The organism is Undibacterium sp. Di26W (assembly GCF_049340265.1).
Classification (GTDB): domain Bacteria; phylum Pseudomonadota; class Gammaproteobacteria; order Burkholderiales; family Burkholderiaceae_D; genus Undibacterium.
Genome location: NZ_JBMPOR010000022.1, coordinates 17,539 through 32,742 on the forward strand (window position 1 = coordinate 17,539; position 15,204 = coordinate 32,742).

At 54.9% G+C, this 15,204-nt stretch carries 10 protein-coding genes; 7 read left to right on the plus strand and 3 right to left on the minus strand.

The features are described from left to right. Positions 1 to 25: 25 nt before the first annotated feature. Both ACO0LM_RS21630 and ACO0LM_RS21635 read left to right on the plus strand, forming a co-directional pair. Entirely contained in the window at positions 26 to 1,405 is a 1,380-nt protein-coding gene (locus ACO0LM_RS21630) for an MFS transporter (protein ID WP_423039824.1), read from the plus strand. 8 nt (positions 1,406 to 1,413) lie between these two features. Further along, complete coding sequence (locus tag ACO0LM_RS21635) at positions 1,414 to 1,782, plus strand: hypothetical protein (protein WP_423039826.1); 369 nt, start codon at positions 1,414 to 1,416, stop codon at positions 1,780 to 1,782. Between the two features lie 89 nt (positions 1,783 to 1,871). On the opposite strand, the gene ACO0LM_RS21640 is transcribed toward ACO0LM_RS21635, so the two are convergent. Continuing rightward, positions 1,872 to 3,308, minus strand: coding sequence for a serine hydrolase (locus ACO0LM_RS21640; RefSeq protein ID WP_423039828.1), 1,437 nt, complete (start codon positions 3,306 to 3,308; stop codon positions 1,872 to 1,874). A 1,043-nt stretch (positions 3,309 to 4,351) separates the two neighbouring features. On the opposite strand from ACO0LM_RS21640, the gene ACO0LM_RS21645 reads away from it, so the two are divergent. Then, the gene (locus ACO0LM_RS21645) at positions 4,352 to 6,910 is read left to right on the plus strand and encodes a chemotaxis protein CheW (RefSeq protein ID WP_423039830.1); all 2,559 of its coding nucleotides are present in this window, start codon (positions 4,352 to 4,354) and stop codon (positions 6,908 to 6,910) included. A gap of 80 nt (positions 6,911 to 6,990) precedes the next feature. Here the strand turns inward: ACO0LM_RS21645 and ACO0LM_RS21650 are convergent, their stop codons facing one another. Next, positions 6,991 to 7,974, minus strand: coding sequence for an aldo/keto reductase (locus ACO0LM_RS21650; RefSeq protein ID WP_423039969.1), 984 nt, complete (start codon positions 7,972 to 7,974; stop codon positions 6,991 to 6,993). Between the two features lie 402 nt (positions 7,975 to 8,376). Then, positions 8,377 to 9,315, minus strand: a complete 939-nt coding sequence (locus ACO0LM_RS21655; protein WP_423039832.1) for an AraC family transcriptional regulator N-terminal domain-containing protein — start codon at positions 9,313 to 9,315, stop codon at positions 8,377 to 8,379. 259 nt (positions 9,316 to 9,574) lie between these two features. Between ACO0LM_RS21655 and ACO0LM_RS21660 the strand changes: the two genes are divergently transcribed. The 4 genes from ACO0LM_RS21660 (at position 9,575) to ACO0LM_RS21675 (ending at position 15,202) form a co-directional block, all read left to right on the plus strand. Continuing rightward, a complete protein-coding gene (locus ACO0LM_RS21660; RefSeq protein WP_423039834.1) occupies positions 9,575 to 10,048 on the plus strand; it encodes a (2Fe-2S)-binding protein in 474 nt (157 codons plus the stop codon). A gap of 10 nt (positions 10,049 to 10,058) precedes the next feature. Next, a complete protein-coding gene (locus ACO0LM_RS21665; RefSeq protein WP_423039836.1) occupies positions 10,059 to 12,302 on the plus strand; it encodes a molybdopterin cofactor-binding domain-containing protein in 2,244 nt (747 codons plus the stop codon). Positions 12,303 to 12,313: 11 nt separating this feature from the next. Then, positions 12,314 to 13,339: an XdhC family protein gene (locus tag ACO0LM_RS21670; protein WP_423039838.1), complete on the plus strand. Its 1,026-nt coding sequence runs from the start codon at positions 12,314 to 12,316 to the stop codon at positions 13,337 to 13,339. Positions 13,340 to 13,618: 279 nt separating this feature from the next. Beyond that, positions 13,619 to 15,202, plus strand: a complete 1,584-nt coding sequence (locus ACO0LM_RS21675; RefSeq protein WP_423039840.1) for a ferritin-like domain-containing protein — start codon at positions 13,619 to 13,621, stop codon at positions 15,200 to 15,202. Positions 15,203 to 15,204: the final 2 nt, after the last annotated feature.

A 15,204-nucleotide genomic window follows, 5' to 3' on the forward strand; every position in this document is an offset into this window, starting at 1 on the left:
CCCAAGTGTGCTTGCACTACTGGTGATGCTTAGCGGCACCTTCATGGTGGTGCTGGACTTCTTCATCATCAATGTCGCGCTGCCATCCATTCAGCACGATCTACACGCTAGCGCCAGTGCGTTGCAGCTCATTGTCATCGGTTATGGCCTGGCCAACGCTGCGACGCTGATCACCGGCGGGCGGCTGGGTGACATCCATGGCCGTCGGCGGCTGTTTATCATCGGCGTAGGCCTGTTCACCCTGGCCTCCGCCGCGTGCGGCACGGCACCAAACGCAGCCGTGCTTGTCGCTGCGCGCATCGCCCAGGGTGTGGCTGGTGCATTGCTACAGCCGCAGGTACTGGCAATGCTGGGCCTGCTCTACACCGGAGCTCAACGCGCAAAAGCATTCGCCGCCTACGGTCTGGCCTTGGGGCTGGCTGCGGCAAGTGGTCAGATCATCGGCGGTTTGCTGATCCACGCCAACCTGGCGGGGCTGGGCTGGCGTAGCTGTTTCCTGATCAACCTGCCGATCGGCCTGCTGGCGCTGCTACTGAGCAAGCGTGTATTACCGCCGATGCAAGGCCAGCGCGCCAGTCGCCTGGATCTGCCTGGTATGGCGCTGGTCGCGTTAACGCTGACGGCTGCTATTTTTCCACTGGTGGTGGGGCGCGACGAGGGATGGCCGCTGTGGAGTTTCATCTGTCTGGCGGCATCGGTACCATTGCTCATCGTGTTCTGGACTTATCAGCGTCGTCTGGCGGCGCGTGGTGGCCAACCTTTGCTTGCGCCTTCGTTGCTGGCTCAGAGGCCCTTTGTGCTGGGCTTGCTGATCACGCTGTTGTTCTTCGCAGGCAACGCATCGTTCTACTTCGTGCTGGCGCTGTACCTGCAACGCGGACTGGGCTTGCCAGCGCTTGATTCGGGGCTGGTCTTCACTGCGCTTGCCGTCGGTTTCTTTGCGACCTCGATGGCTTCGCCATGGTTCGCAAAAAAACTGGGCCGACACGCCATCTTCAGCGGCGCACTGGTGTTGGCTGCCGGCCATGCGGCGCTGTATGGCCTGCTGGGCTGGCTATCTGCACAGAACGTGGCGCTGATGCTGCCGGTGCTTCTGCTGCAGGGCTGTGGCCTTGGGATGGTGATGACACCCCTGGCCTCCACCGTCCTGGCCGGGCTGCCGTCACAACATGCAGGCGTTGCGTCGGGCGTAATGGCAACCATGCAGCAAGTGGGAAATGCGCTTGGCGTAGCGCTGATCGGCGTCCTGTATTACAGCACGCTGGGTCAGGGTGCTGGCCTCGCTATCATTGCTCGTGCCTTTGGCATCAGCCTGTTGTACCTGTTCGCTTTGGCACTCGGCGTGGCGGCCCTGTACCGGCACTTTAGTCAAACCACCCAAGCCACCCAAACCACACTTAGCTAGGAACAATCATGAACATCAATGCACAACAACTGGCGGACCGCTACGTCGCGGTATGGAATGAAACGGACCTGGCGGCGCGGCGCGATGCCATCGCACAGCTCTGGTTACCCGATGGCGTGCACTACGTAACGACGCGCGAAGCGCGCGCCTACGCGGCATTGGAGGAACGCATCACCGGCTCGCACAACAAGAACGTGCGTGACGGTGGCTATATGTTCAGGCCCGTGAAGAACGCACAAGCACTGCGGGGAGTCGTCACATTCAACTGGGAGATGATACGGCCAGCCACGGCTGAAGTGCTTGCCGTCGGCCTGGAGTTTCTACAGGTCGATGCGGATGGCCGCATCATCAGCGACTATCAATTCATGGTCTCGTAATCTTGCGCCCTGGAGGGAAAATAGCTTGCTTGCTATTTTCCTTCTGGCTATTTTTCCGGTAAACGATACAAAATTTCTTATACAAAAATTTACTTTGCACCCAACACCTGGATACGCTCTGCCGCATGGCTATTCTGCGCATCAAGCGCCAGCGACAAACGGTAATGTTTTAACGCCGATGCGGTATCTGCCTGAAACTCATATACTTCCGCCAGGCTGTCATGCAAGTTTGCGCTGTCTGGATGAACCTGTATCCCCAGTCCAAACACTGTCACCGCATGATCAGCCATCTTTTTTCCAAGCAAACGATAACCCCAGGAATTGAAATCATCTTCCGTGGGATCAGGCAAACCTGTATCCAACTTGATCTTATTCAATTTCGCCGCCAAGCCCCCATAGCCATCCTTCGCAATTTGCTCACGCAAAAGATGTGCTGCGTAAGTACCGCCATGCGCTGTTCTTAATCCAGGCAAATAAAAGCCAGCGATGTCATCGATCATGCCCTGCGGATCGGCACCCGCCAGATTGGTCAGCGTGACAATGGCAAGATCATGAGCGGGATACACATAAAACGCCGAGCGTGCCCCGCCCACACCGGCGACGGCAGCATAGTCCCCCTGCCGTACCACTGGCCAGCCCAGCGCCCACGCGGTCGGCTTGCCGTTATTGAAAGTGCCTAGCATCCAAAGCTGCTTCAAACCAGCCGCAGAAATCAGCTTGCCCTGTTGCAACGCGATGAGCCAGTTGGCGATACCCTCAGCACTGCTATTCATGCCGGCACCAGTACGCAAGAAAGGAGGAAAGACCTCGACGACATGCTTCAGGGGTCCGCCCGGTTCTTCATACCTGTACGAAACCGCCTTGTGCGGAATAACATCGCGCGAGTCACCAAAACCAACGCTACGCATAGCGGCCACGGCAAACTGACGTTTCTGGAAAAATTCTACAAATGGCATACCGCTCAGGCGATCGATTATCTTGCCCAGTAAAATATAATTGGTCTGGTTGTAGCGATAACGCTCTCCCGTCTTGAATTCCATAGGCCAGGTTTGAATCGCAACCCACGCAGCATCCACCTCTTGCGGCGTGGCCAGCGAGGGTATCTTGCTGCTGATGATGTCAGGAATACCCGAGGTATGAGTTAGCAACTGCTTCACCGTCACCACCTGCCAGGCGACCGGCAAACCATCCAGATAACGTGACACTGGTGCCGACAAATCCAGCTTACCCTCTTCCACCAACTGCATGATGGCCACCCCGGTAAACGACTTGGTTGCCGAATTGATGGAAAACACATTCTCATCATTGACAGCTACCGCATTCGGAATCTCTGCCAGGCCATATGACTTCAACAAAACAATCTTGCCACCCTTGACTACCGCCAATTGCATGCCTGGGATGCGCCGCTCTTGCATTTCGGTTTTTACATAGCGGTCAATTTGCTGCTTGATCTCCGTGTCAGAGGACGGGTTTGCCAGGCTTGTGTCATTCGCGTTTGCAGAAAAACTATCTGCTACCGTTCCCATTAAACTGCAGGCTATGAAAAATGATGCAATCAATCTGGCCATTTAAGTGTACTTTCAAACGAAAAATATATCATGGAAATTCAAGTGACTATCCTGAAACGAAGTAAGCCAACAGGCGTCACCTTTGGAACACGAAAATCGAGTCATAGATAAACCTGCATTGAATGTTTTCCTGAAGGCTGGCTTGAATAGCTTGTCTTGACTGCCATTCGATCCAGACATTCCGGAATAGTTCTATCAATCGCCCTGCCAATCATAAAACTCACCCCAAAAAAGCATATCTTAGCCCGCACCCACAATTTAGCACTGGCATAGGAATTGCATTCACGCCATGCATAGTCGTCTGCCAATGCAGAGTACGGTATTGAGCTGGACAGACCAAATATATTAACGAATCACATAAAACTCATTTCACCACTGGAACAGGGTACCAATAAGACGATTCGGGATGCAGTGTCGATGTGCTTGAAGGTCGGACGTTCGCCTCTGGACGTAGTGCGGAACAACCCGCGCCCGGGGGAAATCCGCCCCATGTTGAATCAACGCTGGCTGACAGGCAAAGCTGTCGCCAGGGGTCAGTCATTTCAATTTCATAGCCGCACAAATAGGCATCATTTACTTAGGGGGAGCATAAAAAAACAAACTCGAATCGCGCGTGCGCACCATGTTTGGGCATGCCTTGGTGCGTCACCGAAGCATTGATGATCTATGCTTTTTTTATATATAGGATTCACGCAGTTGCAGTAATTCTGTGTCAGCCCTGAAAATTGACAACCGGTTCTTCGTTATATGTGCTTCGACATATTTGCTTGCGGCGCAGAAGAGATTGAAGCACCCACAAGGGAGTGAATCCATAGCATTAGCAATCGCGCATGGATGTGATCAATCAGGCACCAATACCACTGGTGCCACTTGAAACTTGCAGTTTCGACGTTGACTTTTTGCATTAATTTTTTTTCCGGTCATAGCGGCATGTGTCGGCGTATTTCGACTATTCCCTATTTCACTTTCGAAAGAAAACACCTCTTAAAAGGTTTCGCAAAATGAACAATACTACTCCGCTCCAGATTGACACATTTTTACCTTACATGCGCAATGTGATCCGGTGCGAACAAGCCTTGCACGAATTGAATTTGATGTGGCGCATGATAGAGGCGACGGCAAAGATGACGTGCGCAAGTGAAGCCAAAGCGGTATTGCCCACCATGGCAGCCACACGTGATGGTTTCAATCGCCTGGAGCAGGAACTGGTGACCAGCCTGGTGCATGAAAAAGTGTCCACCGTGTTGAGCGCTATCGGTACCAAGGCGCAGTATGTGATCGATATCGTTGTACGCAATCTGTATGAGCGCACTGCCGACATCGGTTTTCTGGCGACAGACAATGAGCTGTGTGCCTTTACTGCCGGCCTGCATGATATGCAGGGGAAGATACGTGCCAGGTTGCGTGCCTACCGCAATAAATACACGGTGTATGACGAAATCATTCTGCTAGATGTTGCTGGCAATGTGCTGGTGCAAATTGATGAAGCAACACCCCTGGAAGCCAGCACCGATCCTTTGCTGGCGGCAAGCCTGGCATCCGACACGTATGTAGAAACTTTCAGGGCCAGCGACCTGCGTCCAGGTAAAGAGAAAGCCCTGATTTATTCACGCCGCATGCTGCATCCGGAAACTGGCGTGGTGGTGGGTGTGCTGTGCCTGTGCTTTAATTTTGAACAGGAAATGGCAGGCATCTTCAATTCGCACCGTGACCCGTCCGGGCGCGCGAATATGTTGCTGCTGGATGGCAGCAACCAGGTGATAGCAAGTGCAGACAAGACCTGGATACCTGTGGGTGTCAGGGTTCCGGTGAATCACAGTAATGAACCGGAACTGATGATGTATGCCGGACGCGAATATCTGGTGCGGACTTTCCCGGCAGTGGGCTACCAGGGTTATATGGGGCCACCCGGTTGGCAAGGACAAGTAATGGTGCCGGTGGAGGTTGCCTTTACCGAAGCCAGCAGCAATCATTTGAGCGAGTTAAGCCCGGCGATTGCCGAGGGTCTGTTAAGCCACGCCCATTCATTTTGCCCACCCCTGCACGAAATCATGGTGGCGGCAGAAACCATACGTTGCGTGGTGTGGAATGGCAAGGTGATGACGGCAGGCCAAACCAATGATATGCAAAAGCTGAAGACCATACTCGACCAGATCAGCGACACTGGCACACGCAGCGACGAATTATTTGCCAAATCGATTGCCGATCTGTACGAGACGGTCGTAGCGTCGAGCATGCGTGACGCAGAATTTGTGTCGCATCTGCTGGTTGATCTGCTGGACCGTAACCTGTATGAAAGAGCGGATGATTGCCGCTGGTGGGCATTGACGCCAGAGCTGCGCCGGGTGCTGGCAAACCCGGAACGGGACTGGGAAACCATGGCGGATGTTAACGGTATATTGAAATACATTAATTGCCTGTACACCGTGTACACCCGTATCTTTGTGTATGACGGCAGCGGCGAGATTATCGCCAGCAACCAACTGGCCTTGCCGGATCAGGAAATGGACCCGGCAATTGCTACCCATATCGACACAGACACCCTGTCACAGGTGTTGGCGCTGCGTACCGAGCAGGATTACTATGTAACACCGTTCTCACCTACCCCCATGTATGAAGACGAGCCGACCTATATATATCATGCAGCCATCCGTGACCCGGATGATGATGCGCTGGTGATAGGTGGCATAGGTATTATCTTCGACTCGGCACCAGAATTTTCTGCGATGCTGAAAAGTGGCATGGGCAGCAAAGACAACTGCAGTGCATTCTTTATCAACCGGCAAGGTGTCATCTTGTCCAGCACCGATGCCAGCCGTCCGGTTGGCAGCCGCCTGGAGATTGACGCTACACTGCTTGCGCTGGCAAACGGCAGCAGCGCATCACGCATCCTGGTGCATGATGGACATTACGCCGTCATGGCCTGTACGGTATCGAGTGGCTATCGGGAGTTCAAGGTATCTGACGGCTATCGTGAAGACATACTGGCGGTGGTCTTCGACAGCTTTGGGCCGGTGCGGGACTATGCCGGCATCAGCAAAATGGACACCGCGCTGGTTTCTGGAACAACCGGGGCAACAGAGATCGATGATGAAGAGTTCGCCACTTTCTTTATTGACGGCAAGCTGTTTGCACTACCGGCAGAGTGTGTACTGGAAGCCTTGCCAGCATCCAGGATATCCATGGCATCAATAAATGGGCGCGCAGAACGCATAGGCTTGATTGTGCCGGAGCGTGACAACGATCAAAAAAATTATGTCTGGGTATTCGATCTGGGCCATGCGATGCGGGGCAAACCAGCCATCATCGCCAATCACCACCAGGTCATCATTGTGCGTTTTGGCGGGCAAATGATAGGCCTGCTGGTAAGCGGCCTGCACGGCGTACCACAATTCAATGCCGCACAGATCACGCCTGCGCCTTTTGCCGGCAATACCAGCAGCAGCTTAATCAGCAAGGTCATCAAGGCCAATGCAGGCAAGCTGTTGATTCAGGTGATGGACGTCGCCTATCTGTTTGCCACCCTGATGACCAAGGAAAACGAGTTGGTGGTGACCTGATGCAGCCTGTTTCAGGGTGCTGCATCAATTGCTGATCAGTGACTGATGCCTGGCTGTTTGCGCAAATCTCACATTGCCTGTCAACGACTGACCAGTTTTTGGCTGCTTTCTGAATAACGTCCACCCTGCACCGTGACGCTGGAAAGAACGCCCTGAATGTCTTGCATGTCACTGGCAGTCAATACTACGTCAGCAGCACCGATGTTTTCGACCAGGCGGTGCTGCTTGGTGGTACCAGGGATAGGAACGATCCAGGGCTTGCGTGCCAGCAGCCAGGCGAGTGCTATCTGCGCTGGTGTTGCCTGCTTGTGGTCGGCGATTTTCTTTATCAGTTCAACCAAAGCCTGGTTGGCTTTGCGGGCATCTGCCGAGAAGCGGGGGACAGTGTTCCGGAAATCTGTACTGTCAAAACTGGTGTTCTCATCAATCGCTCCCGTCAGAAAACCCTTGCCCAGAGGGCTGAATGGAACGAAGCCGATTCCCAGTTCTTCCAGCGTTGGCAGTATCTCTTGCTCCGGCTCGCGCCACCACAGTGAATATTCACTTTGAAGTGCGGCGACAGGCTGTACCGCATGGGCGCGACGTATCGTTTGTGCGCCAGCTTCAGACAACCCAAAGTGTTTCACCTTACCTTCTTCGATCAGGCGCTTGACCGCGCCGGCAACGTCTTCAATAGGTACATGTGGATCAACCCGGTGCTGGTAGAACAAATCTATGCAATCTGTCCTGAGTCGTTTGAGAGCAGCTTCGGCAACTTCCCTGATATGCTCTGGCCTGCTGTCAAGACCGGCTTTCGCATCGGCATTCTTGAAGCCGAATTTGGTCGCAATCACTACTTGATCGCGTATCGGGGCCAAAGCCTCGCCGACCACTTCTTCGTTGATAAACGGGCCATAGACTTCGGCAGTGTCGAAGAAGGTGACACCGCGCTCGGCTGCAGCGCGTATCAGTGCAATTGCCTCTTGCCTGTCGGTGGCAGGGCCATAGCCGTAACTAAGCCCCATGCAGCCAAGGCCGATTGCTGAAACTTCCAGGCCAGTATTTCCGAGTTTACGCTTTTGCATCATTTTTCCTTTGAGTGATGGACCGGTTTTTCCGGTCCGGCAGCGATTCGGCACAGCCCGCTGTGGCTGCACGTGTCATGACATTCACTGTACGCGGTATGCTGTGCTTTGATTAGATGGCTTAGCCCGCATGTGCTTATGAGCTGGGCTCATGAATGCTGCGCTGACGGCAGCATCAAACCGCTAAAATCGCGCCCGCCTTGACCTGCACCTGAGAACCTGTTTACGATCTGTAGCGAGCGAGCGTCAGCTGGGTGAAGAGCAGCGCAAAAAGCGGAATGTACTTAAGTACATGAGCATTTTGAGCAGCGCATGAGCCCCGATCACGCTCGCGCAGTAAGATCGTGAACACGTTCTGAGGAATCACTGGATGGCAATCGTCGCCCCTTGTTCACCCGGCATTTACGTCGCCAGTCTCACCCGCTTGATATCCCGCAGTGGTGGCGCGCCAAACAGTCTTGTGTATTCACGGCTGAACTGCGATGCGCTTTCATAGCCTACCCGTAACGCTGCACTACTGGCGTCGATGTCTTCACTGAGCATCAGTTGCCGTGCATCCTGCAGGCGCAAGTGCTTCAGGTATTGCAAGGGGCTCATGCCTGCGACTGTACGAAAATGCTGGCGAAAGGTAGATGGGCTCATGTGGGCTTTGTCTGCCAGATCATCCATGGCAATATTTTCGGTGTAGTGCCGTTTTAGCCAGGCAATGAGCTTGGCAATTTGCTGCCCTGGCGAACCGGCTGTCATCAGATGGCGCAGTGTTGGCCCATGTTCGCCATTGAGCAGGCGTACGATGATTTCTTGCTGTATCAGCGGCGCAACCAGTGGTATCAGTTGCGGTTCATTCTGCAGGCGCACCAGGCGGGTGATGGCATCCAGCAAACCCTCATCCACGGTCACAACTGACATCGCCAGTGAGGTTGATGCTTTCAGCGGCGCGGAGAAATTCATTTCGGCAGCGCACTGGGTAATGACGCGGGCGTCCAGTGCCAGCCCCATTCCCAGGAATGGTTGCGCGCTGCTGGCACGCGTCACATAAGACACCACGGGCAAATCCAGCGAAGTCACCAGTGATTGACCGGGTGCGTAGTCAAAAATCTCATCTCCCAGCAGCACGCGTTTGCCGCCCTGCACGGTTACGCCCAGGCTCGGGCCATAAATGCAGGGCATGGGGTCGGTCGCTTTGCTGCGCCTGTACATCATCAACCCGGGAATATGGGTCGTATGGTCACCATCGCTTTGGGCAATATTGCTGACCAGTCCGGCCAGTGTTTGACTATTCACAGATGGGGTTTGATGTCCGGTTTGCATGGCAGCGCGAGAGAATTCATGAATAGCCATAGCCTACCATTTTCAATGCCTGGTTTCGTATTTCTGCCGATGAATCATCAAATTGGGCAAGAAATGCATCGAATCAGGCAAACGTCTTTTATAGCACCTGGCACACAATAGCCATCAATAAAAACGGCACAGGACTTATCAATGAAACATGCATTGATCATCAATTCACACCAGTTTTATGAAGACATTTCCACGGACAAGCTTCATCAGAGCATGGCCGACATCATCCATCCCGCATCACCCCATCCTGGAGGTTTTCATGATCAACACCACGATTAACGGCAAGAATACCAGCGTCGATGTCACGCCCGACACGCCTGTGCTGTGGATGCTGCGCGATGCGCTGCAACTGACAGGCACCAAGTTTGGCTGTGGTGCGGCCTTGTGTGGTGCCTGTACCGTGCATCTGGATGGCCAGGCGATACGCTCTTGCGTCACGCCTGCTTCTGCCGTACAGGGCAAGAAACTCACCACCATAGAAGCAGCGACCGGTGGCAATGACAAGGTCGGCAATGCAGTCAGCGCCGCCTGGATCAAGCACGATGTGGCGCAATGTGGCTACTGCCAGAGCGGACAAATCATGAGTGCGACTGCTTTTCTGAAATCCCTGCCGCGTGGCAAACAACCGACTGCTGCTGAAATCGACAGCGCCATGGCTGGCAATATCTGTCGCTGCGGTACGTACGTTCGCATCCGCGCTGCCGTGGCTGATGCAGCCAAAGCCATTATCTGAAGGAGCTACCATGTTGCCGAATATCGATTACAGCGAAATGCCGCGTGCCCTACAACACATGCTGGAGCGCGACCAACCCGACCACTCAGTCAACACCGCCGCGCTGACACGCCGCAGCTTTCTCAAATTTGCCGGTATAGGCGGTCTGGCACTAGGTGCCTTCCCCCACCTTGCCCTGGCGCAGGCCCAGACCAGTACGGCCCTGAAACCTGCCCAGCAACCATCTGCCTTCGTACAAATCGCCACGAATGGCGAGGTCACGGTCATCATCAACCGGCTGGAATTTGGCCAGGGTGTGCAGACTGCATTGCCGATGATATTGGCAGAAGAACTGGATGCCAACTGGAATCTGGTACGCAGCAGCCATGGCAACAGTGATGTAGCTTATCATGATCCTTTCTTTGGTATCCATATCACTGGCGGCTCCAATTCAGTCAAGAACAGTTTCATGCAATACCGTGAGCTGGGTGCCCGCGCCCGCGCCATGTTGCTGGCTGCGGCGGCGGCACGCTGGAATGTGGATGTGGCCACCCTGCGCACCCAGGCAGGTACCGTGATTGCTGCAGATGGCCGCAAGCTGGGCTATGGCGAACTGGCCGAAGCTGCGATGGTCTTGCCTGTCCCTGAAAAAGTCGCGCTGAAAGACCCCAAGGATTTCCGTCTCATCGGCCAGCCGACCACACGTCTGGATGCACGCGCCAAAAGCAGTGGCAAACAGGATTACGGCATAGACATGCACTTACCAGGTCAATTGACGGCAGTGGTGGCACGCCCACCAGTATTTGGCGCACGCCTGAAAACGGTAGATGACAGTGCAGCGCGCGCCATCAAAGGCGTCAAGGCAGTATTCCGCCTGCCACTGGACCGTGGTGCCGAAGGTGTGGCTGTAGTGGCTGACGGCTATTGGGCCGCCAAACAAGGGCGCGATGCATTGAAGCTGGAATGGGATACTGCCAGCGTCGAGAAGGTAGATAGTACAAAACAACTGGCCGACTACCGCAAGCTGGCCGATCAAACCGGGCCACGTCGTTTTGATGCCGACATGGCAGCACTGGACACTGCGCCCAGACATCTGGAAGCGGAATTCATATTCCCTTACCTCGCGCATGCGGCGATGGAACCGTTGAACTGCACGGTTGCCTTGAAGGATGGTGCTGCGGATATCTATACAGGTTCACAAAGCCCCGGACTGGATGCGGCCGCGGTGGCACGTACACTGGGTATCAAGCCCGAGCAGGTATCCATGCATGTGCAGATGGCAGGTGGTGGTTTTGGCCGCCGCTTTGCCAGCAGCAGTGACTTTGTAGTCGAAGCCTGCGAAATCGCCAAGGCCGCTCGTGCTGCAGGCTTGAATGCACCCGTGCGTACCGTATGGAGTCGTGAAGATGATATGCGCGGCGGTTATTATCGCCCCATGCATTTGCACCGTGCCCGCATAGGTTTTGATGACAAGGGCAAGGTACTGGCCTGGGATCACGTGATCGTTGGGCAGTCGATCACGGCTGGTACGGTGTTTGAGCAATTCCAGGTCAAGAATGGCGTGGATGGCACGGCTACCGAAGGCATGCGTGACCCCTACCCTTTCCCCATGCGACTGACCGTGCATCACCCCAAACTGAATGTGCCGGTGTTGTGGTGGCGCAGCGTCGGTTCTACCCATACGGCCTTTGTCATGGAAACCCTGCTGGACGACATCGCCCGGGCTACCAAGCAAGATCCGGTGGCTTACCGCATGAGCCTATTCGGCGATCAGCACCCACGTCACCGCGCCGCATTGCAACTGGCGGTGGATAAAAGCGGTTATGGCAAGAAGCGCCTGCCAGCCAGACGTGCCTGGGGCGTGGCCGTGCATGAATCATTCTCGACCGTGGTGGCGTATGTGGTGGAAGCCAGCGTGCAGCAAGGTCGCCCTGTGCTCAAGAAGGTAACCGCTGGTGTCCATTGCAACCTGGCGGTGAATCCACGCACGATAGAAGCACAGGTGCAGGGCGCGGCGGTGATGGGCTTGGGCATGTGTTTGCCAGGCGCTGCCATCACCTTCAAGGATGGTGTGGTCGAGCAAAGCAATTTTGGTGACTACACCGTGGCGCGCATGACCGACATACCGGCGTTTGAAGTGCATGTGGTGCCCAGTGCCGAACCGCCTACCGGCATGGGTGAACCCGGCTTGCCGCCACTGGCACCGGCGTTTGCCAATGCTGTCGCCAAACTGACTGGCAAGCCTGTGCGTCAATTGCCGTTCAATATCAGCTAGGACCAGGTCAGATGGAAGATCTCGATACCCTGGTCTTGCGGACTGCGCTGCACTGGCATGCACAGGGCTTGCCCGTCATTCTCGTTACGGTGGCACGCACCTGGGGTTCGTCGCCCCGGCCACCGGGTTCGCTGATGGCAATCAATGGACGCGGTGAAACTGTGGGTTCGGTATCCGGTGGTTGCATAGAAGACGATCTTATCTATCGTATCAGGGAAGAAGGGGTGCAGGCGGTCTGCGCAGGCAACCTGCCCCTGGTCCTGCGCTATGGCATCTCTGCCGACCAGGCGCATCGCTTCGGCCTGCCCTGCGGTGGCACGGTGGAACTGGTGCTGGAGCCGGTGTCCGCACTTAGCCGTCTGGATGAATTGCTGCTGGCTTGCGAACAGCGGCGCAGTATAGAGCGAACACTGGATTTGCTGACTGGCCAGGTAGAACTGCGCGCCGGCCAGCGCGATGGGTTGCCACAACTGGATGAACACAAGCTGATCACTTACCTCGGCCCACAAGCACGCATCATCGTCATCGGTGCCAGTGACCTGTCGCGCTACTTATGCCAGTTTGCTTTGAGCCTGGGTTTTGAAGTCATCGTCTGCGACCCGAGAGAAGAATACCGTGCCAGTTGGCAGTTGCCTGGGGTAGTGGTCAGCGCCGACATGCCGGACGATCTGATACTACGGCTACAACCCGATACCCGCACCGCCGTCATCGCCCTGACGCACGACCCCAAGCTGGATGACCTGGCATTGATCGACGCTTTGCAATCGCCAGCTTTTTATGTCGGTGCCATAGGTTCACGTCGTAACAGTGAGCAAAGGCGTGAACGCTTGCGCACGCACTTTGATATCGCCGAACCCGCTTTGCAGGCCCTGCATGGGCCAGCCGGTTTGTATATCGCCAGCAAGACCCCGGTAGAAATTGCCCTGTCCATCATGGCCGAGATCGTGGCGGAGAAGAACGGCATCAGCCAGCTCCAGACCACGCCAGTGGCGGTCGGGGCGGCGGTGGGTAAGGCCCTCTACGAAAACCCCTCTTAGACTACTCCACAAGCAGAAATAATTTAATTTCTGCATCTGACTATCGCTGCCTGGCCAGCGTATTGGCAACAAGCACACTGTTGCAATTTGAATACGCCTCTTCACAGGCAAGCCGCTTTGTCAAATAAATCCCCGGCCTCCCTTGATATTAAGTCAATAATAAATTAATATCTTTTTAGTTATCATATTTTCAATTCAATTCCACAGTAAAACGTCCTTCAGATGTTTTTAGGATGTTTGCTTTTGCGTTCATCCATACCACATCAGAAGGACAAGGAAATGCGTTCTGCACAAATCAGGCGTCATCTTGGCGCCATGAACAAGCCCTTACCCCAGACCGGGTCGCCCAAGGGTTTGATGGCTGGGGTAAAGATGCTCTCGGCGGAGGCGATCAGTCCTACTGCCAACAGCCATGCCACCTCATTCAATCTGGAATTTTCGCCGCGTGATTACGTGACTTACCTGTTATCCATCGATGCGGAAATAGAACATTGCCTGATGGTGCAATATCTGTATGGTGCGTATTCACTGGGCGGGCCGCAAGTGCCAGAAGCGTACCGGGATATCGTACGCGACTGGCAGGAAGTGATACTGGGTATCGCCAAGGAAGAGATGGGGCATCTGATCTCGGTGCAAAACTCCCTGCGCCTGATTGGCTCCCCCCTGCATATGGAGCGCGAAGATTACCCCTGGGATGTGCCGTTTTATCCTTTCCCCTTTGCGCTGGAACCACTGACACTGGATTCGCTGGCCAAGTACGTATTTGCCGAATCCCCGGTGGATTGGGATGGCGGTGCGCTGGGCAAGGAAATACGCGCCCGTGTACATGCGCAGACAGATGACCCGCATCAGGTGTCGGAATTGTTCAACACGCTGATACCGCTGGTGCAAAACCCGGAGTATTTGCCTGATACGGTATTCCAGGCGAATACCTATCCGGCCCAGGCCAACTGGGCTGAATGGGGGCGTGGCTATCAGGGTGGTAACCGGGGTAATAGTTCGGGCCAGCCCAGGCAGACACCGGATGTGCTGGTGGTGCCACAAACCTGCCGTGACGACATGGTGTCGGCCTTGCAGGCGATTGCCTATCAGGGCGAAGCCACTACGGGATCGACAAAATCGCATTTTGTGCGCTTCTTGCGCATCTATATAGAAATGCGTGAACTGTTGGGCCTGGAAACCCTGACCGATCTTGAATGGAGCGAAGCACGCCCGGCTGATTATACGACGGACGGCTGGCAGAAATTGCAGCCAGCAAGCAAGGCTGGCTTACTGCGTTCTACATTTGTGCCTTGGTCACCGTCACGCAAGGTGGCGATCAACCCTTATGTATCGCTGGACCCCGATCTGGAACCTGAATTGGAGTCTCAAAATGCAGGTGCTCAAACTTCGCGGATTACCCATCCGGAATCTATACTCTGGGCACAGTTGCACAATGTGCGTTATCGCATGTTGCTGACCTACCTGATACACAGCTTTACCCTGTTTGGCGGCCTGAATGCGGCAGGGGCAATTACCCCGCGCGGTGCCATCGTCAACGGCAGCTTTGGTGAAATGTATAACCTGCGGGCGATATCCGAAATTTTGATGCAGTCACCGCTGTCCGCCAAGGACGCCAGTGCCGGTTTTGCCGGGCCACCTTTCCAGATGCCCTATACGCTGAACAGCCCGCTGGGTGAAGCCAATCGCTGGCGCGGCCATCTGGATTTGCTGGCGGCAGCCGACAGCCTGGTGAAAGCCTTATTGCATATTGCGCCGCCATCTCGCCACATTTATCTGACCTCGATGCGCGAAGCCGACCAGAACATGCGGGCGCTGGCCTTGCGCATTCTGTCTGGCAGCATTGATGCTGCACTGATCTAGGA